General features: G+C 67.9%; 14 protein-coding genes. 4 read left to right on the forward strand and 10 right to left on the reverse strand.

The genetic code is table 11. The features are described 5' to 3' along the window. The first annotated feature begins 320 nt into the window (after positions 1–320). Positions 321–1,400, forward strand: a complete 1,080-nt coding sequence (locus TSB10P1A_RS07670; protein WP_186387312.1) for a DUF2336 domain-containing protein — start codon at positions 321–323, stop codon at positions 1,398–1,400. Positions 1,401–1,492: 92 nt separating this feature from the next. Here TSB10P1A_RS07670 and metH read toward each other — a convergent pair whose 3' ends face one another. The 4 genes from metH to TSB10P1A_RS07690 all read right to left on the reverse strand — a co-directional run bounded on the left by metH (position 1,493) and on the right by TSB10P1A_RS07690 (position 9,540). Beyond that, entirely contained in the window at positions 1,493–5,224 is a 3,732-nt protein-coding gene (gene metH / locus TSB10P1A_RS07675; RefSeq protein ID WP_186387313.1) for a methionine synthase, read from the reverse strand. A gap of 8 nt (positions 5,225–5,232) precedes the next feature. After that, positions 5,233–6,150 carry a methylenetetrahydrofolate reductase [NAD(P)H] gene (metF, locus tag TSB10P1A_RS07680; protein WP_186387314.1) on the reverse strand — a complete coding sequence of 306 codons (918 nt, stop codon included), beginning with the start codon at positions 6,148–6,150 and terminating at the stop codon, positions 5,233–5,235. Between the two features lies 1 nt (position 6,151). Then, a complete protein-coding gene (locus tag TSB10P1A_RS07685) occupies positions 6,152–7,210 on the reverse strand; it encodes a metalloregulator ArsR/SmtB family transcription factor (RefSeq protein WP_186387315.1) in 1,059 nt (352 codons plus the stop codon). Positions 7,211–7,446: 236 nt separating this feature from the next. Further along, the gene (locus TSB10P1A_RS07690; protein ID WP_208987037.1) at positions 7,447–9,540 is read right to left on the reverse strand and encodes a mechanosensitive ion channel family protein; all 2,094 of its coding nucleotides are present in this window, start codon (positions 9,538–9,540) and stop codon (positions 7,447–7,449) included. A 1,068-nt stretch (positions 9,541–10,608) separates the two neighbouring features. Here TSB10P1A_RS07690 and TSB10P1A_RS07695 point away from each other — a divergent pair. Beyond that, the gene (locus TSB10P1A_RS07695; protein ID WP_186387317.1) at positions 10,609–11,697 is read left to right on the forward strand and encodes a DUF2336 domain-containing protein; all 1,089 of its coding nucleotides are present in this window, start codon (positions 10,609–10,611) and stop codon (positions 11,695–11,697) included. Between the two features lie 105 nt (positions 11,698–11,802). Here TSB10P1A_RS07695 and TSB10P1A_RS07700 read toward each other — a convergent pair whose 3' ends face one another. From TSB10P1A_RS07700 to TSB10P1A_RS07710, 3 genes are all read right to left on the reverse strand, one after another. Then, positions 11,803–13,059 carry an amidase gene (locus TSB10P1A_RS07700; protein ID WP_186387318.1) on the reverse strand — a complete coding sequence of 419 codons (1,257 nt, stop codon included), beginning with the start codon at positions 13,057–13,059 and terminating at the stop codon, positions 11,803–11,805. A gap of 171 nt (positions 13,060–13,230) precedes the next feature. Further along, positions 13,231–13,752, reverse strand: coding sequence for a BA14K family protein (locus TSB10P1A_RS07705; RefSeq protein WP_208987038.1), 522 nt, complete (start codon positions 13,750–13,752; stop codon positions 13,231–13,233). A 132-nt stretch (positions 13,753–13,884) separates the two neighbouring features. Further along, entirely contained in the window at positions 13,885–14,439 is a 555-nt protein-coding gene (locus TSB10P1A_RS07710; protein ID WP_208987039.1) for a BA14K family protein, read from the reverse strand. Positions 14,440–14,635: 196 nt separating this feature from the next. On the opposite strand from TSB10P1A_RS07710, the gene TSB10P1A_RS07715 reads away from it, so the two are divergent. Continuing rightward, positions 14,636–15,400, forward strand: coding sequence for a HugZ family protein (locus TSB10P1A_RS07715; protein WP_186387319.1), 765 nt, complete (start codon positions 14,636–14,638; stop codon positions 15,398–15,400). Positions 15,401–15,451: 51 nt separating this feature from the next. Then, positions 15,452–16,369 carry an alpha/beta hydrolase gene (locus TSB10P1A_RS07720; RefSeq protein WP_244293024.1) on the forward strand — a complete coding sequence of 306 codons (918 nt, stop codon included), beginning with the start codon at positions 15,452–15,454 and terminating at the stop codon, positions 16,367–16,369. Between the two features lie 97 nt (positions 16,370–16,466). On the opposite strand, the gene TSB10P1A_RS07725 is transcribed toward TSB10P1A_RS07720, so the two are convergent. The 3 genes from TSB10P1A_RS07725 to TSB10P1A_RS07735 form a co-directional block, all read right to left on the reverse strand. Then, entirely contained in the window at positions 16,467–16,799 is a 333-nt protein-coding gene (locus TSB10P1A_RS07725) for a hypothetical protein (RefSeq protein WP_186387320.1), read from the reverse strand. Positions 16,800–16,952: 153 nt separating this feature from the next. After that, positions 16,953–18,716: a methyl-accepting chemotaxis protein gene (locus TSB10P1A_RS07730; RefSeq protein ID WP_208987040.1), complete on the reverse strand. Its 1,764-nt coding sequence runs from the start codon at positions 18,714–18,716 to the stop codon at positions 16,953–16,955. A gap of 366 nt (positions 18,717–19,082) precedes the next feature. After that, entirely contained in the window at positions 19,083–20,099 is a 1,017-nt protein-coding gene (locus TSB10P1A_RS07735; RefSeq protein ID WP_186387321.1) for a TIM44-like domain-containing protein, read from the reverse strand. Positions 20,100–20,734 lie beyond the last annotated feature (635 nt).

The following is a 20,734-nucleotide window of genomic DNA, read 5'->3' on the forward strand; positions in this document are numbered from 1 at the left end:
GGGCACATGCCGGAGCGGGCCGCCAATGGCGAACGCGATGCCGCGGCTCCTCTTGGCGACCCTCTTCTTGGCCGGCCCCTCTTGCAAACACCCCATCGACGGAACCAGACGAGGCCGCAGCGCGGCCTCGTCGTCTTTTGCTTCGCGGCTCACGTATTTCCGTCAAGCCCCTCCGCTCTTTCCGGGGCGTTTCATTATATTCAAATTTTATCCAAATCAATCTCAAAACAACATAAGTAATTAAAGGATCTCGGCGACCTTTTGTTTATTCGAATCGTGCTACCCGTGCCGGATCAGGTCTCTTGGTCGGGGAAATCGCAATGTCGAACATGCCAAATACCGAGCTCGTAAACTTCGAGGCCCTTGCGAACGAGCCGAATATGGCGCGGCGCAACGAACTTGCGTGCAATGTCGCGACGCTGTTCTCGCTGACCTCCGAGAAATGTTCGGACGAGCAGATCGAAGTCTACGATTCGGTGCTGGTGCGGCTCTCCGACATGGTGGAGACGCAGGCCCGCGCCTTCATCGCCGGTCGCCTCGCCTCGCTGCGGCGGGCGCCGGAGGAGACCATTCGCCGGCTTGCCGGCGACGAGATCGCCGTCGCCCGCCCGGTGCTGGAGAAGTCCACGGTGCTGCGCGACAGCGATCTGGTGGAGATCGTCATGACCCGCGGCGATGACCACAAGCTGGCGATCGCGGCGCGCGAGATCCTGTCGGAAATGGTCACCGACGTGCTGGTCGAGACCGGCAATCTGGTCGTCCGCCGCACGGTGGCGCGCAATGACGGCGCCAGCCTGTCGAGCGCCGGCGCGCTTGCCCTGATCACGGCTTCGGGTCTCGACGAGGACCTGCAGATGGCGCTTGCCGATCGCGACGATCTCGACGAACAGGCGGTGTCGACACTGGCGGCGCTGGCAAGCGAACGGGTGCGCGCACGCCTGTTCGACGCCGGCACGTCCGAGGGCGGCGAGGTCCCGCGTGCCGCCCGTGTCGCCGCGCAGAAGCTCTCCAACGAGTTCTGGCTCGGCCGCTACGATTTCGAGACGGCGATCGGCCGGGTCTATGCGCTGGCCCGCGGCCCCGGCCTCGACGAGGCGACGCTGCTGCGCTTTGCCGAGGAAGACCGGTTTCCCGAGGCGGTCGCGACCTTCGCGATCATCGGCGACATCGGCATCGAAGAGGCCAAGCACTGGATGATGCGCACGGACACCGATCCGTTCCTGATCGTCGCCAAGGCCTCCGATCTTGCGCCGTCCACCGTCGAGAAGCTGCTGACCGTCGGCCCGTGGCGCTACCGCCTGCGGGCGCAGGACCGCGCGCGCATCCTGGTCCGCTATCGGGAGATCAAGCCGCACTCGGCGCGCCTGCTGCTGAGCCAGTGGCACGGCCGGGTCGCCTGACCGGCGAGCGCGAAGACCTGACAAGACGGAAAACGGGCGGGAACAGGGTCCCGCCCGCTGTCATTTCACAGCATGTGCTGCAAGGCTGCGGATTACTCCGCCGCCTCCAGCTTCAGCGGATCGTAGTTGAGGATCGGGGCAAGCCAGCGCTCGGCGGTGGCAAGGTCCCAGCCCTTGCGGGAGGCATAGTCCTCGACCTGGTCGCGCTCGATGCGCCCGACGCCGAAATAGTGGCTGTCGGGATGGGCGAAATAGAGGCCCGACACCGACGACCCCGGCCACATGGCATAGCTCTCCGTCAGCTCGATCCCGGCGGTTCGCGTCGCGTCAAGCAGGTCGAACAGCGTGCCCTTCTCGGTGTGGTCCGGCTGGGCCGGATAGCCCGGCGCCGGGCGGATGCCCTGGTATCTCTCCGCGATCAGGTCTTCGACGCCGGCCTCCTCCTGCGGGGCATAGCCCCATAGCGAGGTGCGCACGATCTGGTGCAGCTTCTCCGCGAAGGCTTCGGCGAGCCGGTCGCACAGGGCCTGGGCGAGGATCTTGTTGTAGTCGTCGCCGGCCTTGACGTAGCGGGCGACGAACTCCTCCTCGCCATGACCGGAGGTCACCGCGAAGCCGCCGACCCAGTCGGCGATGCCGCTCGCCTCGTCGGCGACGAAGTCGGCCATCGCCAGATTGGCGCGGGTGCCTTCGGCGCGGGCCATCTGCTGGCGCAGCGTGTGCAGCATGGCGCGCTCGGCGGTCCGCTCCTCGTCCTCGTAGAGCACGATGTCGTCGCCGCGCGCGGCCGCCGGCCAGAAGCCGACGACGCCCTTCGGCTGCAGCAGGCGGTCGCGGACGATCTCGGCGAGCATCTTGCGGGCATCGTCGTAGAGCGCCCTGGCGGCCGGCCCGTAGCGGTTGTCGGTCAGCACCGCCGGATAGCTGCCCTTGATCTCCCAGGTGGAGAAGAACGGCGTCCAGTCGATCACCTCTACCAAGTCCTCCAGCGGCACCTCGATCGGGCGGATGCCGAGGAAGGAGGGGCGCTGCGGCCGGTAGCTGTCGAAGGACGGGCGGAAGCGGTTCTTGCGCGCCTCCTCCAGACTGGTGCGGCGGGACTGGCCGCGCGAGCGCGAATGCCCCTCCGCCGCCTTGGCATAGTCGGCGCGCAGGGCCTCGACATAGCCGTCGCGCTCGGTCTTGTTCAAAAGCTTCGAGACCACGCCGACCGCGCGGCTGGCGTCCGTCACATAGACGGCCTGCGAGCGGCGATAGTTCGGGTGGATCTTCACCGCCGTGTGGATCAGGCTGGTCGTCGCGCCGCCGATCAGCAGCGGCAGGTCGAAGCCCTCGCGCTCCATCTCGGCCGCCACGTGGCACATCTCGTCCAGCGACGGGGTGATCAGGCCGGACAGGCCGATCACGTCGACCTTCTCCTTGCGCGCCGTCTCGAGGATCTTCGCCGCCGGCACCATGACGCCGAGATCGATCACCTCGAAATTGTTGCACTGGAGCACGACGCCGACGATGTTCTTGCCGATATCGTGGACGTCGCCCTTGACGGTGGCGAGCAGGATCTTGCCGGCGCTCGGCATGTCCTCGATGCCCTGCTCGAGCTTTTCCTGCTCCATGTAGGGCATCAGATAGGCGACCGCCTGCTTCATGACGCGGGCCGACTTCACCACCTGCGGCAGGAACATCTTGCCGGCGCCGAACAGGTCGCCGACGATGTTCATGCCGGCCATCAAGGGCCCCTCGATGACATGCAGCGGACGCTCGGCCTTGGCGCGGGCCTCCTCGACGTCCTCTTCGATATAGTCGGTGATGCCGTTGACCAGCGCGTGGGACAGGCGGTCCTCGACGGCGCGCTCGCGCCAGGCGAGGTCCTGCACCTTCTGCTTGCCGCCCTGGCCGCGGAAGCGCTCGGCGATCTCCAGCAGCCGGTCGGTGGAATCGGCGCGCCGGTTCAGCACCACGTCCTCGGAGAGCTCGCGCAGCTCCGGATCGACGTCGTCATAGACGGCGAGCTGGCCGGCATTGACGATGCCCATGTCCATGCCGGCCGCGATCGTGTGGTACAGGAACACCGAGTGCATCGCCTCGCGCACGGGCTCGTTGCCGCGGAAGGAGAAGGACAGGTTCGACACGCCGCCCGACACATGGGCATGCGGCAGGTTCTGGCGGATCCAGCGGGTCGCCTCGATGAAATCGACGCCGTAATTGTCGTGCTCGGAAATGCCCGTGGCGACGGCGAAGATATTCGGATCGAAGATGATGTCCTCGGGCGGGAAGCCGACCTCGTTCACCAGGATCTCGTAGGAGCGCTGGCAGATCTCGGTCTTGCGGGCCTGGGTGTCGGCCTGGCCCTGCTCGTCGAAGGCCATGACGACGACCGCGGCGCCGTGGCGGCGCACCAGCTTGGCCTGGGCGATGAAGGCGTCCTTGCCTTCCTTCATCGAGATGGAGTTCACCACCGGCTTGCCCTGGACGCATTTCAGCCCGGCCTCGATCACCTCCCACTTGGAGCTGTCGATCATCACCGGCACGCGGGCGATGTCCGGCTCGGCGGCGATCAGGTTCAGGAAGGTGACCATCGCCTCCTTGGAGTCGAGCAGGCCCTCGTCCATGTTGACGTCGATGATCTGGGCGCCGCTCTCCACCTGCTGGCGGGCGACTTCCAGCGCGGTGGCGTGGTTGCCCTCCTTGATCAGCTTGCGGAAGCGGGCCGAGCCGGTGACGTTGGTGCGCTCGCCGACATTGACGAAGTTGATCTCCGGCGTCAGCACGAAGGGCTCGAGGCCCGACAGGCGCATGCGGCGCGGCGGCTCGGCCGGCTTGCGCGGGGCATGGCCGGCAACGGCCTGCGCAACGGCGCGGATGTGGTCGGGCGTGGTGCCGCAGCAGCCGCCGACGATGTTGACGAGGCCGCTCGCCGCGAATTCGCCGACCAGTTCGGCCATCGCCTCGGGGCTCTCGTCATACTCGCCGAACTCGTTCGGCAGGCCGGCATTGGGATAGGCGCAGACCAGCGTGTCGGCAACGCGCGAGAGCTCCGCCACATGGGCGCGCATTTCCCTGGCGCCGAGCGCGCAGTTGAGGCCGATGGAGAACGGCCTGGAATGGCGCACCGAGTACCAGAAGGCCTCCGGCGTCTGGCCGGACAGGGTGCGGCCGGACAGGTCGGTGATCGTGCCGGAGATCATCACCGGCAGGCTGACGCCCTTTTCCTCCAGCACCTCGTCGATGGCGAAGAGGGCGGCCTTGGCGTTCAGCGTGTCGAAGATGGTCTCGACCAGCAGGATGTCCGAGCCGCCGTCGATCAGGCCGCGCACGGCCTGCGCATAGGCCTCCCTCATCTCGTCGAAGCTGACGGCGCGATAGCCCGGATTGTTGACGTCCGGCGAGATGGAGAGGGTGCGGTTGGTCGGGCCGAGCGCGCCGGCGACGAAGCGCGGGCGCGAGGGATCGCGGGCCGTGACAATATCGCAGGCCTCGCGGGCGAGCTTTGCGCCGACGAGGTTGAGCTCATAGGCCAGCTCCTCCATGGCGTAGTCGGCTTGCGCGATGGTGGTGGAGGAGAAGGTGTTGGTCTCGACGATGTCGGCACCGGCCTCCAGATAGGCGATGTGGATGTCGCGGATCGCCGGGCCCTGCGTCAGGCTGAGCAGGTCGTTGTTGCCCTTCACGTCCTGCGGCCAGTCCTTGAACCGCTCGCCGCGATAGCCGGCCTCGTCCAGCCTCAAGGCCTGGATCATCGTGCCCATGGCGCCGTCGAGGATCAGGATGCGGTCGCGGGCGGCGGCGGCAAGGGCCGACGCCACTGTCTTGGTCTTGTCTTGCATGATCGGTCTCAGGCCGCCTGCTGTTCCAGAGAGGCCGGGCGCAGGCCCAGCATGTGGCAGATCGCGAGAGTGAGGTCCGCGCGGTTCATGGTGTAGAAGTGGAAGTCGGTGACGCCGCGGTCGACGAGGTCCAGCACCTGCTCGCTGGCCACCGCCGAGGCGACCAGCTTGCGCGTCTCCGCGTCCTGGTCGAGCCCGGCGAAGCGCCGCGCCAGCCAGTGCGGGATCGAGGTGCCGCATTTTGCCGAGAACACCATGGTGGTCTCGAAATTGACGATCGGCAGGATGCCCGGAACGATCGGGATGGCGATGCCGGCCGCGCGGACCTTCTCCAGGAAGGTCTCGAACAGGTCGTTGTTGAAGAAGTACTGGGTGATCGCCCGGGTCGCGCCGGCGTCCACCTTGCGCTTCAGGTTGTCGATCTCCGCCGCCCAGTCGGGGCTCTCGGGGTGGCGCTCCGGATAGGCGGAGACGGACACCTCGAAATCGTCGGAGACGCGGCGGATGCCGGCCACCAGGTCGGAAGCATAGGCATAGCCCTGCGGGTGCGGCTGGTAGATGGCGCCCAGCCCTTCCTGCGGATCGCCGCGCAGGGCCACGATGTGGCGCACGCCGATCTCGTGGTAGCCGCGCACGATCTCGTCGACCTCGGCGCGCGAGGAGCCGACACAGGTCAGATGCGCGGCCGGCGCCAGGCGGGTCTCCTTGACCATCCGCTCGACGGTGCGATGGGTGCGCTCGCGGGTCGAGCCGCCGGCGCCATAGGTCACCGAGACGAAGGAGGGGCCGAGCGGCTCAAGCCGCTGGACGGCCGACCAGAGCGAGGCTTCCATCTTGTCGCTCTTCGGCGGAAAGAACTCGAAGGAGACGGAAACGCCGGTTCCCTGGTCCAGCTCGAAGCGGCGGAATCTCTCGGGCGATGACATGTCAGGCGACCTCCTGGGTCAGGCTAAGTTCTGGGAAATCGGAAATGATGCGCGGATCGCGGGCGAGCCAGATGGTGACGGTGAGTCGGTCGGCCTCGCCCGCTTCCGGGTTGAGGTCGCGGATCTCGGTGACTTCCAGGCCGGCGGCGTGCAGCCAGCGCCCCATCTGCTCGCGCGAGAAGCCGAGGCGGCGATGGGCGTGCTCGTCGCGCAGGAACTCCAGCGCGTGCGGGGCGAAGTCGACGATCAGCAGCCGGCCGCCGGGCCTGAGCACCCGCGCCGCCTCCTCGATCGCCCGGCCCGGATCGTCGAGGAAATGCAGCACCTGATGCAGGGTGATCAGGTCGTGGCTTTCGGCCGGAATGTTGAGCGCGTAGATGTCGCCCTGGCGGACCTGCACGTTGCGCAGGCCCTGGCGGGCGAGATTGGCGCGGGCGACGGTCAGCATGTCGTGGCTGGCGTCGAGGCCGAGTGCCTGCTCATACTGGCCGGCAAAGAGCGAGATCAGGCTGCCGGTGCCGGTGCCAAGGTCCAGCAACGAGCGGAACGGCCGCTCGCCGACCATCTCGCGCAGGGCCTGCTCGACGGCCGCTTCCGGCACATGCAGCGAGCGCTCCTGGTCCCAGGTCTTGGCGCGCGAGGCGAAGAAGGCGGCTGCGGCCTCGGCCTTGGCGCGGCGGGTGGCGGCAAGGCGCACCCGGTCGCCGGCCAGCACCGCGTCCTGCGGATCAAGGCGGGACAGCAGCAGGCGGGCGAGATCGCCCATCGGGCCGTCGCCGAGCCGGTAGAACACCCAGGCCCCTTCCGGGAAGCGCTGGACGAGGCCGGCCTCGGTCAAGAGCTTGAGATGACGAGAGATTCGCGGCTGGCTCTGGCCGAGGATGACGGTTGCGTCCTTGACGGTCAGCTCGCCATCGGCCAGCAGGGCCAGAAGGCGCAGCCGCGTGTCCTCGCCGACCGTGCGCAGGCCGGCCAGCAATTGCTCGGCGCTGAGCAGCGGCTCGCCGGCTGCGGGGGCGGCAGCGGCAGGGAGCGCGGCGGTGTTCGCGTTGGTGGTCATGCGCATCCTCGGAAGCAGGCCTGCTCGAATTTCAGCATCGCAGGAAGATATAAAGATATCTTTATGCCTAAATCGATCGAGATGCAAGGGCGGATCGACCTCCCTGCCGCCTTCCACGTGGCAGGTGGCGCCCGCGCGCGGGCCGCGCCCTCAGGTTATCCCCGGCGCTACGCGGAGGTGATCGCAGACTGGCTGGCCGCCCGAGGGAACCGCTCAAACCCGAGGAAGCTTGGTTTTCAGCGGGACTCGGCCGCCTCCACCAGCGGGTCCTTGACCGGAGCCTGCTCCAGCAACGGGCGGACGGCGCCGGCGATCGCCTGTTTTTCGGCGTCCGTGAAGTGGCGCGGATCGGACGGGTCCTGGGCAACGCGGACGGTCACTTCGCGGTGGGCGAAGTGGATGCCGTTGGCCTCGCACAGGTCGCGGATGCCCGAATAGACCACCTTGCGCAGCTCGAACTGGTCGCCGGGGCGGGTCATGAACTTGACGCGTACGATCATTGCCGAATCCTCCAGCGCCGTGACGCCCTGCGACTTCACCGGCTGCAGGAATTTCGGTCCGTAGTCGGGATGCTGCATCAGGCTTTCGCCGAACTTCTTGATCAGCTTGCGCATCTTTTCCACGTCCGTTTCGTAGGTGACGCGGAAGGCCAGCTTCATCACCGCCCAGTCGCGGGAGAAGTTCTTCACGTGCTTGATTTCCCCGAAGGGCACGGTGTTCAGCGGTCCGTTGTGGTGGCGCAGTTGCATGGAGCGGATCGAGATCTTCTCGACCGTGCCCTTGACGCTGCCGAGGTCGATATACTCGCCCTTGCGGAAGGCGTCGTCGATCAGGAAGAAGGCGCCGGAGAAGATGTCGCGGATCAGCGCCTGCGAGCCGAAGCCGACGGCAAGGCCGACGACGCCGGCGCCGGCGAAGAGCGGGGCGATGTCGATGCCGAGATGCGACAGCACGATCATGCCGCCGATCACGACGATGGTGATCAGCAGGAAATGGCGGAAAATCGGCAGCAGGGTCGACAGCCGGCTCTGGCCGGGACCGCCGATCTCGATCTCGTCGCTGCGCTCGCCCGGCTGGCCGCGTTCGCGGTGAAGCTGGCGGTCGATGGTCAGTTCCACCGCCCGGTAGCTCATATAGGCGAGGAAGATGACGACGCCGATTTCGAAGAGGTTGCCGACGAGGGAACTCTTGTCGCGGGGATCTATCCCCCAGCGCGACAGCACGTATCCGAGAGCTATCACGGCCGACAGGATCGTCGCCCCATGGTCGAGCAGGTTGCGATAGGGCGAACGCCTACCCTCGGCCTCCACCGCCTCGGCGGCGGCCTGCGCCTGCACCGCCTCGCGGTCCGGCAGTTCGCCGGCCGCTTCCTCCGCCCTTGCCAAATCCTCGCTGCGCCGCGTCTGGCGGCTGGAACTGTCGAGGCGCGGCAGCAGCAGCCGGTCGATGACCAGCACCAGCGCGCCATAGGCGGCGGCCCAGATCAGGCCGGCCAGAACCGGCGCGGCGACGAGGCCGATGGCGGCCTCGCGCTCCAGCAAAAGCCGGCCGGTGGAGACGACGAAGGCAACAGCGAAATAGAGGAGAAGCAGGGGAAGCCAGAGGCGCTGGACCATCCGGCGGTAGCCGTTGTCCCCGTCTGCGTCGGGGCCGGCAACGAGGCGGCCGAGGGCGCCGCGATGGGCCACCGCCACCCCCGACAGCATCAGGCAGGTGACGCCGACCGAGAGAATCGCCAGCAGCCGGTGGCCGCCCGGATCGAGGTCCATCGCATCCAGCCATTCGTGCAGCGCAACGGTGACGGCGGCGACCGCGCCGGTCGCCAGCAGCCAGCGATAGAGGCTGACGGCGCTGGCCTCGTCGAGGTCCAGCATCCGTATGCCGGCGTTGCCGGGCGACAGGACAGCGGTCAGGACGATGCGAAGAAGCAGAAGGATTCCAAAGCTTTGCAGGCCGATGAGCAGGGTGACCCGGCCCGCCGCGTGATGCGAGGCCAGGAGGAAGGCGGCGGCCAGGGCGGCGGTATAGAAGGCGGCGACGGCGATCGCCATCAGGATGGCGCGGGCGATCAGGCGGCTGATGCGGGCCGCGCGCGTCGCCTCGGGCGGGCGGGCCGGCAGCAGCCGGGCGAACAACCAGCGCTCGCAGGCAGCAAGAGCGAAGCCGCCGACAATGAGCGAGGCGGCGAGCACGCCGAGCGTCGCCAGCAGCCAGTCGGGGTTATCCCCGGCGCGGCCGGCAATGGCAGCGGAGATCATCGAAGGCATCGCGGCGGCCGCGCCGAGCGTCTCGGCAAGCGCCGCTCGCAGCTCAAGTCCAAGTCGAACCAAGGGTTTATCGGCAGCCATCTCCATGGCCGTTGCGCCCTGGGCGGCTGCGGTTCCCGCGCTTGCGGCGATTGCAACCGCGCTCGCAAAAATTCCGGTCCAGTGGCCGCCTGCGACCCGTCGCGACACCTTGCTCATGCACTCTGTCCCCCGTTGCCCGCAAACGCCGCGGCACGGCTGCCGTGCCGCGCGCTTGCCATCAACCCAGTCGCCACTGTAGCGGGGCAAACTTACAGAACCTTTCCGCAAGACACCGGGAGACCGGAGATTTTCGCGCAAAAGCAGGAGCTTCGGGCAAAGCGGGGCCGCCGGCGCGCACCCCACATGCAAACGCCCGGGGCAAGGCCCGGGCGCCGAAACTGGTGGATCCTCGACAAAAGCCGAGAATCGAGGGGATGCCGGTTGTCCCCGGCATCCGGCCTCTCAGGATTGCTTGTTGGGGGCGCGCGAATTTTGCGACGAATTTTGCAAAATTCCGTTCCGAAATCGCCAAAAATTGATACGCGGCTCTACAAATCCGGAAAGTGCATGTCTCCTGCGTCCCTCCCTCAGAGGAGGGCACGAACCTCGACCTGCATGCCCCTGCCTGGGCCTCTCGGCCTCAGAACACGCCGATGACGATGGCACCGACGAAGGCGAATGCCGCACACACGGCCAAGAGATTGATGTTGCGGACAAGTGTCATGTTGTGGCCTCCCGCAGTCTCTCGATGGGTGAAGGATAAGTTACCGGGGCCAGCCGGCAAAGCGAAAAAGATGCTGCGTTGCGTCGCAGTCACATGGGCGCGGCGTTGGCCTCGTCAGGAATGGCGAGCGCGAGCCGCGGTTTCGCCGGGTGCGTCTCCGGTCATTTGCGCGGGGCAGGCGGAACAGGGGGCCGGTTGCGCGGCACCGCCAGACAATCCATGCTGCACTGCAGCATCGCGAAAATCGCCTCGCCGCCTCCGCTCCTCTCCCGAAAAGCCCTTAGCTAACAATTCCCTACCGGAAGTTACAGAGTTCGACCCTGGGTTAACTGGAGAGAAACTGGATCGGTCTATGCTCTGGCGTGAAAGATTTGGAAGGACTTGGGATGAAAACTGCGGATCTGACGGAACTGGCGCGTCAGGGGTCGCCGGAGAGCATCGGCGAACTCATCTCGGCGCTGACCGAGCTGTTCCTCAGGGCGGAGAGCCAGGAGCGTAGCCGGGTCAGTCCGGTGTTCGGCGATGTGGTGCTGCGCGTGCTCGACCGGCTCGACATCCCGGTCCGCAAGCAGATGGCCTCGCGCATGCGCGCCGAGACGGAGGCGCCGCGCGATCTGTTGAAGGCGCTGGCGAAAGACAGCGAACTGGCCGTCGCCCGGCCGGTGCTGGAGGACGGCGGGCTGCTCAACGACGAGGACCTGGCCGAGGTCGCCGGAGAGGGGCTGCCGACGCGGCATCTGGCGGTGCTGTGCGAGAGGCAGGGAATCAAGCCGGTGCTGAGCCGGGTGCTCGCCCAGAAGGGCGACAGCGACGTGCTCTGCGCGCTGCTCGGCAACGAGACCGCCAGGATCGACACGGGGTCGTTCGAGCTGCTGGTCGCCCGCGCCCGCAAGGATGCCGGTCTGCAGACGGCGCTGGCGCACCGGCCGGATCTGCCGGAGCCGATCGCGGCGAAGCTGGTGCCGATGCTGTCGCGCGACCTCGCCCAGCAATTGCGCGAGGAGAACGCCAATCCGGTGCTGACCAAGGCGATGGCCGAGCATTCCGCGCGCGAGATCGAGATCCGCCTGCGCGAGATCGGCGGCGCCAAGTCGAAGGTCGAGCAACTGATCGAGGGCGCGATCGCCGGCACCGTGCCCGTCGACCAGGCGGTCGTCGCCTTCGCCGACAAGGACCGCGCCTTCGACCTCGGCAAGGTGCTGGCCGGCCGGGTCGGCTGGCCGGAAAACGTCGTGGTGCCGCTGCTGTCGCGCGAGGACGAGCATCCGCTGTTGGTGCTGGCCCGCATCGCCGGTGTCTCCGACGAGGCCTATGGCAAGGTCGTGCGGATGCGCGCCAAGAAGATGCGGATGTCGTCGGCAAGCTCGACCGAGTCGGTGCGCCGCTATGCGGCGCTGACGCTGGAGACGGCGCGCGGCGAGTTCATCGCCATGGCCCGCAAGATGAAGCTGCCGGTGGAGATCGGCCAGGGCTGAGCCCGGACCTGTCCTCCTTACCTTCCGTCCTCCCGAGATCCGTTACCCCCGACAGGCCTGGCCCCGGTCATCCGGCATCGGCCCGGCCCGAACCCTGCGCGGGGCTCAGGTTCCCTTCGCCAGGCACTCCTCCAGCCAGCGCGCGGCGAGCAGCGTCGCCCGGTCGCGGCCGTGCAGCCCGATCAACTGGATGCCGAGCGGCAGGCCGCCCGCCGTCGCAAGGCCCGGCACGTTGACGCTGGGTCCGCCCATCAGCGTCCAGAGCCGGTTGAAGACGGAGGAGCCGGTGGACGCGAGCCCGGCCGGGGCCGCGCCCGGCGCGGAGGGCATCATCAGCACATCGACCTGGGTGATCACCTCGGCGAAGGCATGGCGGGCCTGCCGCGCGACCTCCAGGGCCGCGTCATAGGCGGCCGGTTCGATCAGCGCGCCCTCTTCCAGCGTCTTCATCAGGATCGGGCTGATCAGTTCGGGCGCCGTGTCGACCTCGGCGGCGAGGGCGCGGGTCGCCTCGAAATCCTGGATGGTCTGGTGGGCGGCGAAGGCCTCGCGGAAGACCGGCGGCAGCGACACGCGGGAGACGGCGGCACCGGCGCGGCCGGCGCGGGCGATGGCGGTGTCCAGCGCCCCCTGCATGTCGTCGTCGGCCTGGGCCCAGGGCTGCGGATCGACGACGCCGATGCGCGGCGGCAAAGACACCATCGCATCCACCCGCCAGTCACGCGCCGACAGCACGCTGCCGGCGAAGGCGACGTCGGCGATGCCCTTGCCGAACAGGCCGAGCGTGTCCAGCGTCCAGGAGAAATATTTCAGGCCGACGGTCGGCAGATGGCCGAAGGACGGCTTGAAACCGGCGACGCCGCAGAAGGAGGCCGGCCGCACCACCGAGCCGCCGGTCTGGGTGCCGAGGGCCAGCGGAAAGAAGCCGGCGGCAACGCCGGCGGCGGAGCCGGAGGAGGAGCCTCCCGGCGTGTGCTCGGGATTGTGCGGGTTGCGGGTCGGGCCGGGCTGGAAGAAGGCGAATTCGGTGGTGACGGTCTTGCCGAGGATCGCGGCGCCGGCACGCTTTGCCAGCGCGACGACGGCCGCGTCGACCGCCGGACGATGGCCGGCATGGATCGGCGAGCCGTAGCTGGTCGGGAAGCCGGCCGTGTCGATATTGTCCTTCACGGCGAGCGGCAGGCCCATCAGCGGGCCGCGCGCGGCATGGGCGGCGCGGCGGGCGGCCTCCAGGTCGTGTTGGACGAAGGCCTGGACCACCGCTTCCTGCCCGGCGATGCGCGCGGCGATCTCGTCGTACAGCGCATCGATGGTCAGCGTCCCGGCATCCAGCGACCGGGCAAGATCAAGGGCAGACAGCATGGTTTCCTCCGCTCAGCGGGGGACGATCATCACCACATACGGCCGGGCCGCAAGTGTTTTCAGGTGGATACACGCAGCGGCTGCCGCAAGCCGGGAAGCGCGGCAAACGCGAAACGGCCCGGCGGGAGGAGCCGGGCCGTTCGGGGAGGGGCCGTCAGCGGGCTTGCGCCCTTACTGGCAGAAGCGCTGCTGGCCCTGATAGGTCGTGTAGGTGCCGGTGTTCGGGTTGAAGCTCCGGTACTTGGCCGCGCAATAGGAATACCATTCCGGGGTATAGGGCTGCAGGGTGCCGCGGGTCACCACCACCGGCGGGGCCGGGGTGTAGGGATTGCTGCGGTCGGCCGGGTCGAAATAGACGGTGCCGCGCGGGGGCAGCGGATCGCGGTAGATGTATTCCGGCTCATAGACCGGCTGCGGCGCGCTGAGCGCCGATCCGAGGATCGCGCCGGCGGCAAGGCCGATCACGCCGGCGGCAACGGCCGCGCCGACATCGTTGCCGCGATTGCCGCGATGATGGCGATAGTCCGGACCCGGGCGGTGCGGACGGTATACCCGGTGATGCTTGTAGCCGCCGCCATTGCCCCAGCCATGGCGGCCGTCGCGGGCCTCGGCGGAAGGGGCGAGTGCCGGCACGAGCAGGGCGCCGGCAAGCGCAACGGCAAGAGCGCGGGCAGAGAGTTGCTTCAGGGCCATGGGTCGTTCCTTCCAGTGGCTTTAAGTGTTCATGGGGCGACAGTGCCACCCGGCGCTTGAACGTCGACTGAGACGCCCGTTCATCTGGCGTTCAGGTTTCGCAGGCTGCCGCCAGGGGCCGCGCACCGCCACTCAGCGGCAGAAGCGATAGCGGCCCGAATAGGCGAGATAGTATCCGGTGTTGGGGTTAAAGCTTCGATATTTGCGGGCGCAATAGGCGTACCACTGCGGCGTCCAGGGAGCGTGCGCACCGCGGACGACGCGGGACGGGGCAACCGGATAGGGGGCGACATAGCGCGGGGCCGCGAGCCCCTGGCCGAGGATGGCGCCGGCGGCAAGGCCGAACACCGTCGCCGCCCCGGCGCCGAAATAGACGCCGCTGCCGCCATAGCGGTAGTTCCAGTCGTCGCGATAGGGCCGATAGTGCCGCTGGACCCGGTAGTGCCGCTGCGGCCGATAGTGGCGATGCGCGCGGTGGCCGCCCCAATGCCGGCCGCCCCGGTGCTGACCGCCCCGGTATGGGCCACCCCGGTGCTGGCCGGCATGGTTGCCGACAGGGATGACGGTCTCGGCGGCGGCGGGGCGCGGCGCGGTGATGTCGACGGCGAGCGCGAGCACGGCGGTGAGGACGCCCCTGACGATCCAGGAGGTCAGTCGCCCCGCGCGGCGGGCGGCGTTTGCGGCCATGGCAGGCCTCCCTTGGAAAGGTGTCTGCCGTCATACCATTGCTCGCAATGTGGCGACAGCAAGGCCCGGACGCCCGGCCCGGCCGTCGCCGGCCATTGCTTTCCGGCCGCGGCACGGGCAAAACACCGGCAGCCACGCGCTGCCGCGCCAGCCAGTTCGACCCATCCTGCGACCCCGAAACGAGCAGAGCTCCGCCATGGCTGAAGACGACCGGCCGGAGGTGATCCGGCCCACCGACGACGAGGCGCGGCATCTGTCGCGCCGGCTGATGCGGCTGGCGCGCTACGGCGCGCTCGGCGTGCTCGACCCGGCCGACGGCATGCCCTTCGTCTCGCGCGTCGGCCTTGCCACCGAAATGGACGGCACGCCGGTGATGCTGGTCTCGCGGCTGTCGCAGCACACGGGGGCGATCCTCGCCGATCCGCGCTGCTCGCTGCTGGTCGGCGAGCCGGGCAAGGGCGACCCGCTGGCGCATCCGCGCCTCAGCCTGGTCGGCCGGGCAGAGCGGATCGATCCGGCGGATCCGGCGCACGCGGCCGTGCGGCGGCGCTATCTGCTGCGCCACCCGAAGGCCCAGCTCTATGTCGACTTTCCCGATTTCGCCTTCTTCCGCATCGTCCCCGAGCGCGCGAGCCTCAATGGCGGTTTCGGCAAGGCCTATCACCTGACGGCGGAGGACCTGCTGCTGTCGGGAGAGGTCCTGGCGGAGCTCGCCGCCGCCGAGGCAGGGGCGGTCGAGCACATGAACCAGGATCATCTCGACGCGGTTCGGCTCTACGCGCAGACGCTGGCGAAGGCGCGGCCCGGCCCCTGGCGCCTGTCCTCGCTCGATCCGGCGGGGCTCGATCTCGTCGACGGCGACAGGGTGGCGCGGCTCGACTTCGACCCGCCGCTGGAAAGCGCGGGCGAGCTGCGCCCGCGCCTGGTCGCCCTTGCGAAACGGGCCAGGGCTGGTGAATGATCCGGAACCGGGCCGAAGCGCCGGCCGACTGCTGAGGAGAGAGCCTGCACCGTGACCGCGACCGTGACCCGCACCCCGACCCTGCCGCCGCGCGTCGTCGCCGCTCTGTTGCTCCTGCTGACCATGGTGGGCGCAAGCCCGGCCGCGGCCTATCAACTGGAGCCGTTCAAGGACCGGCTGTTCGCCTATCCGGGATTGCTGGCCGGCAAGGCGGACGACGCCTTCGTCATCGTCGACTACGACAAGCGCCGCGACATCCACCAGCGCGACAAGGAGTGGGAGCGCGAGGTCTTCGGCGAATATGTCTCGATGCGGCCGAGCAGCTCGCAGAAGGACCTGAAGCTGACGGCCGGCGGGCGGACGATCACCTATATGCGGGTCGGCGAGCCGCGCGGCGCGCGCAGCATCGTCATCTATGTGCATGGCCAGGGCGGCAACCGCTTCCAGGGCATGAACGACGTCAGCTTCGGCGGCAATTTCAACCGCATCAAGAACCTGATGGTGCGCAATTCCGGCCTCTACATGACGCTGGACGTCAAGGATTTCGACGCGCGCGGGGCGGGCGACGTCAAGGCATTGATGCAGCACTATGTGAGCCAGGCGCCGCAGGCGCGGGTCTATGTCGCCTGCGGCTCGATGGGCGGCTTCCTGTGCTGGCGGCTGGCGCGCGACAGCGGCGCGGCGGCGATGATGGGCGGCATGCTGCTGATGGGCTCGACCTGGGACGAGGACTTCCTGTCGAGCGGCACGTTCCGCTCCGGGCGGCTGCCGATCTATTTCGGCCATGGGAGCTGGGACGAGGTCTATAACTGGAAGCGGCAGGCCGCCTTCTACGAGCGGCTGAAGGCGCGCAAGTCCGACTATCCGGCGCGCTTCGTGCTGTTCGAGACCGGCACCCACGGCACGCCGATCCGCATGACCGACTGGCGGCTGGTGCTCAACTGGATGTTCGCGGCGGCGGGCAGGTAGGGGAGCACGGTGGCGGCGGCGTGGTGCTGTTGCCGCAACCGGATGCGGGCCGCCCGGTGGGACGGCCCGCTGCCATCGGCTTCCGCGATCGGTGCGGCTACTTCCAGACCACGTCCTTGTTGCGGACGGTGATCGTCGTCATGTTGCAATAGTCGATATTGGCGTCGACATAGGTGCCGTCGGTGAAGTCGATGCGGGTGCGCACGGTGCACTCGCCCTCATTGGTGCCGAAGTCCATCTCGAACGTGTCGCCCGGCAGGATGATCTCATCGAGCCAGTTGTCGCTCCACACGCCGTTTTCCTGGGTGCGGAACGAGGTGACATTGGCGGCCGAGCGGTTTTCCAGATCGAACTTCCACTCGGTCGCCGCAGCGGTGCCGGCGGTGACCAGCAGCAGGGTCACGGCGGCCAGAATTGTTTTTGCGGTCATACGACTAGCCCCAGGGTCAAGCGCGGCTCCATTGCCGGCGCAAGACGATACAGCCGGGCTGTTTCCCTTGAAAAGCGGATAATTTTTCCGCCTGACCGGCGCGAACCGGGCGGCCGTCAGGCCGCCCGGATGTTGCGCAGGCCAGGGCAGCCGTCAGGCCGCCCGGATGTTGCGCAGGAAGGTGGCAAGCTCGTGCTGCAGGGCGCTGGACTGCTGCGACAGCACGCCGACGGTGGACAGCACCTGGCGGGCGCCGGAGCTTGAGTCCATGGCGCTTTCACGCACGGTGGAGATGCTGCGGGTGATCTCGTCGCTGCCCTGTGCCACCTCGTGGACATTGCGGGCGATTTCGGCGGTCACCGCGTTCTGCTCCTCGATCGCCGAGGCGATGGCCGAGATCTGGCCGTTGATCTGGCCGATGGCGGCGACCACCGCCTCGATGGCGGAGGAGGTGAGGGCGGCGCCCGACTGCATGTCGCCGACCTGGCGGCTGATGTCCTCGGTCGCCCGTCCGGTCTGGTTGGCCAGCGCCTTGACCTCGCCGGCGACCACGGCAAAACCCCTGCCGGCCTCGCCGGCCCGCGCCGCCTCGATGGTGGCGTTGAGGGCGAGCAGGTTGGTCTGCTCGGCGATGTCGTTGATGAGCTTGACCACGGCGTCGATCTTGCGGGCGGAGGCGGAGAGCGCGCCGACCGTCTGGCTGGAGCTGCGGGCATTCTCGGAGGTGGTGCCGGCGGCGCCGAGGGCGGCGGTCACCTGGCGGCTGATCTCGCCGATGGAGGCGGAGAGCTCTTCGGCCGCCGAGGCGACGGTCTGGACGCCGCGGCTCGATTCCTCGGCGGCGGCCGCGACCGTATTGGCGGTGCCCGAGGTCTCGTTGGCGTTCTTCGCCAGCATCTGCGCTGTGGCTTCCAGCTCCTTCACGACGGTTGCGATACTGTCGGAAACGCCCTTGACCGTGGTCTCGAGACTGTCGGCAAGGCGGAGCGTTGCCGCGCGCTTCTCGTGCTCGATGCGCTCTTCCTCTTCCCTCGCCTGCTCCTGCAGGCGCCGGATCTCGATGGTCTTCTCGCGGAAGGACTCGAACGCCACGGCGAGTTCGCCGATCTCGTCGCGGCTGCGCACGGCGATCTGCACGCTGGTGTCGTCCTGCGCCAGCCGGTTGAGCGCATGAACGACGGCGCGCAGCGGCCGGCTGATGCCGAAGATCGAGAGCAGCAGGGCGATGGCGAGCCCCGCCGTCAGGGCGAAGAGCGACACGGTCGCCATGATCTTCAGCCCGTGCAGCTCGTGCGCCTTGGCCTCGCGGGCGGAGTCCTCGGTGAACCTGTTGAGATCAGCGGTCAGCGCCGCCAGTTCCGCGTTCAGCGCCTGCTGCTCGCGCTCCAGTTCCACCGCGACAGTCGAGGCCCTGGCGATGTCCCCGGCACCGATCCGGTCGATGACCTCGCGGATGTGCCGGTCGTAGGTCTGGTGTTCCGTCTCGATGCGCTTCAACTGCGCCAGCACGGCCTCGTATTTCAGCCGGTGCTCCGGCGTCGTCGCGAGCTTGATGCCGTGCTCGGCCAGGTCTTCCGCCTGGAGGATCTCCGCCTGGACGGTCGCAGCCAGCCTCGTCAGGCCGGCTGTCAGGTCGGCGATCGTGCCGGTGGCCTCGGACGCCTTCAGATCGGCGGCCCTCAGCAGCCGTTCCAGCAGCAGCGCCTGCTCCATCTGGTGCAGGGTGACATTGGTGACGTTCACCGTCAGGGGAATGGTCTCCTCGGCAATCTCCGTCAGTTCCTCGCCGATCTTCTGCATTTGCAGGAGACCGGTTGCGGCAATGACGAGCATCATTGCCCCGAGGAACGCGACGAGGCCGAGAATTTTCGCGGCGATTGAGCGCAGGCGGCTGGTTCGGTGGCGCGAAGAGATCATTTTTCAAAACCTTGTGTTGAGAATCGGCGTCAAGTCGTCAATCGTCAAGGTTGCAGCTTCGACACTGATGCAGGTTTCCGTGCGCCTCATGATCCTCATCGCCAATTAACAAAAACATAAAATAACCTGAAGTTGCATATAAATAATTTGAAATATTTTTTAGTTCAGTTGGTTGCATCGTAAAAATTGCCTAAGTCTTTTTTCATCAAAATCAATGTATTTGTATTTTCCCTTATGGAATCATCGGCGATAAGCGCCATCGCAATCTGGGTATTTATTAGAAAAAGCTTATAGCGTGCGGCAGTCGCAAAAAAAACCGCCCCGAACGGGGCGGTTTCAAAGGTCGCGCGGAGCGTCCGGAGAGGCTTACTCGGTGCCCTGGATGGCCGCGAGCACCCAGTCGCCGCCCTTCTGGCGGCGGAAGGTCCAAAGTTCGGTGCTTTCCTGCGGCTCTTCCAGGCTGCCCGAGAGGACGCGGCCGGAATTGCGGTCGAGGATGGCGTCGAGGGCGGAAAAGCGCATGGCGACGGTCGCGTAGTCGTCGTCGCCTTCGCTCCAGGCCTCCGAGAGGTCGCCCTGCAGCAGCTTCACGTCCGAGACGGCATTGCGCTTGCCGGCAGAGGCGAGCTCGCCCAGTTCCTCGGCGAGGAAGGACATCGCCTCGGGCGTCGCCAGACGGCGCAGCGCGGCATAGTCCTCGCGGCCATAGGCGTCCTGCACGTCGGCCAGCATCTGCTCGAAGCGATCGAAATCGGCCTCCTCCAGATCGAGCGGCGTTTCCATGACAGAAGCCTGGACCGGGGTGGCCGTGCCGCTGCCCATGCCGGTGCTCCCCATGCCGCCGAAGCTGAACGGGGTGCGGGTGGTGTCCCCGGCATGGCCGCCGAAATTCGGGCGGGCGCCACCGGCCGCCGCGGCTGCGGGCTGCTCGCGCCGCGCGCCGAAGAAGCGCATCGCCAGGACGACGAGAAAGCCGATCAGCGCCACCTGCAGGAGAAGGCCGAGGAAGCCGGCAAAGCCGCCGAGACCGCCGCCGAAGAGCATGCCGATCAGGCCGCCCATGAGAAGACCGCCGAGCAGGGCGCCGCCCATGCCGCCGAAAAGCCCGCGCGAGGGCTGGGCCGCCTGCGGCTGGCGGGCGCCGCCCGGCACTGCCTGCTGGCCCTGCGCCGGCTGCGGCGTCATCGTGCGCTGCATCGGCGCGGCGGTGCCGGGGGCGGTGTTGGTCGGGGCGGGGGCGGAAAAGGTGCGGGCACCGCGGCTGCCGAAGCCGCCGCTGCCGGCGCGCCGGGCCTCGGCAAAGTCGACGGCGGCGAAAAGCGCGGCAATTCCAAGGGCAATAACGGCTGTCGTCTTGCGCATCCGGCGGGCGGCAGCTTGCATCAGGGATTTCCTCCGATCGGCTCTTGTCGAGAACAACGCCCGTCATATGGGAGTCCGGCGGACGCATTGCCAGCACAAATGGCTGGCCGGCGCCGGTGTTTTCGGTCGGGGGCGCCTGCGCGCGGGAGGCACGGCGGTCGTGGGGACGGCGGGGAGGACGAAAGGCCCTCGGCTCGCCGGTCCCGGCTCGGCGCTCACGCGCCGTCCGGGAGGACGAGAGGAGAGGATTGCGTCCGGGAGGATGCTGCAGCACCGGGGCGTGAGCCGAACCGTTCGGGGTTGCTAGATCCCGGTCTTCGGCTTCACTGAGACCGGGACGACAGCCGGAGAGTGGGGCTCGGCCAGCGCGTCCTCATCAGTGCTCTGGCAGCCAATAGGCCCCGGATCTCGCGATGCTCGTCCGGGGTGACCTCGGAGGGGAGGTGGGGCCGAGCGTCATTCTCAGGCCGTCATCCCGGCCGCGCGCAGCGCAGAGCCGGGAACCAGAGGCAGCCTCAGCAGGTGTTGCCTCGCTCTACCCTTTCGGGCGTCTTCCCGGACGAGGCCGCAGGCCGACGATCCGGGACCGGGGAGGCACGGCGGTCGTGGGGACGGCCGGGAGCGCTGCCGAAAGGCCCTCGGCTCGCCGGTCCCGC

Origin of the sequence: Stappia sp. TSB10P1A, assembly GCF_900185725.1 — a bacterium.
GTDB lineage: Bacteria > Pseudomonadota > Alphaproteobacteria > Rhizobiales > Stappiaceae > Stappia.

Excerpts from the sequence above, each read along its gene's own strand:
- TSB10P1A_RS07705 (WP_208987038.1), bottom strand. The coding sequence starts at position 13,752 with ATGGCCCTGAAGCAACTCTCTGCCCGCGCTCTTGCCGTTGCGCTTGCC.
- TSB10P1A_RS07695 (WP_186387317.1), top strand. The coding sequence starts at position 10,609 with ATGAAAACTGCGGATCTGACGGAACTGGCGCGTCAGGGGTCGCCGGAG.
- TSB10P1A_RS07715 (WP_186387319.1), top strand. The coding sequence starts at position 14,636 with ATGGCTGAAGACGACCGGCCGGAGGTGATCCGGCCCACCGACGACGAG.
- TSB10P1A_RS07670 (WP_186387312.1), top strand. The coding sequence starts at position 321 with ATGTCGAACATGCCAAATACCGAGCTCGTAAACTTCGAGGCCCTTGCG.
- metF (WP_186387314.1), bottom strand. The coding sequence starts at position 6,150 with ATGTCATCGCCCGAGAGATTCCGCCGCTTCGAGCTGGACCAGGGAACC.
- TSB10P1A_RS07730 (WP_208987040.1), bottom strand. The coding sequence starts at position 18,716 with ATGATCTCTTCGCGCCACCGAACCAGCCGCCTGCGCTCAATCGCCGCG.
- TSB10P1A_RS07710 (WP_208987039.1), bottom strand. The coding sequence starts at position 14,439 with ATGGCCGCAAACGCCGCCCGCCGCGCGGGGCGACTGACCTCCTGGATC.
- TSB10P1A_RS07735 (WP_186387321.1), bottom strand. The coding sequence starts at position 20,099 with ATGCAAGCTGCCGCCCGCCGGATGCGCAAGACGACAGCCGTTATTGCC.
- TSB10P1A_RS07700 (WP_186387318.1), bottom strand. The coding sequence starts at position 13,059 with ATGCTGTCTGCCCTTGATCTTGCCCGGTCGCTGGATGCCGGGACGCTG.
- TSB10P1A_RS07725 (WP_186387320.1), bottom strand. The coding sequence starts at position 16,799 with ATGACCGCAAAAACAATTCTGGCCGCCGTGACCCTGCTGCTGGTCACC.
- TSB10P1A_RS07685 (WP_186387315.1), bottom strand. The coding sequence starts at position 7,210 with ATGACCACCAACGCGAACACCGCCGCGCTCCCTGCCGCTGCCGCCCCC.
- metH (WP_186387313.1), bottom strand. The coding sequence starts at position 5,224 with ATGCAAGACAAGACCAAGACAGTGGCGTCGGCCCTTGCCGCCGCCGCC.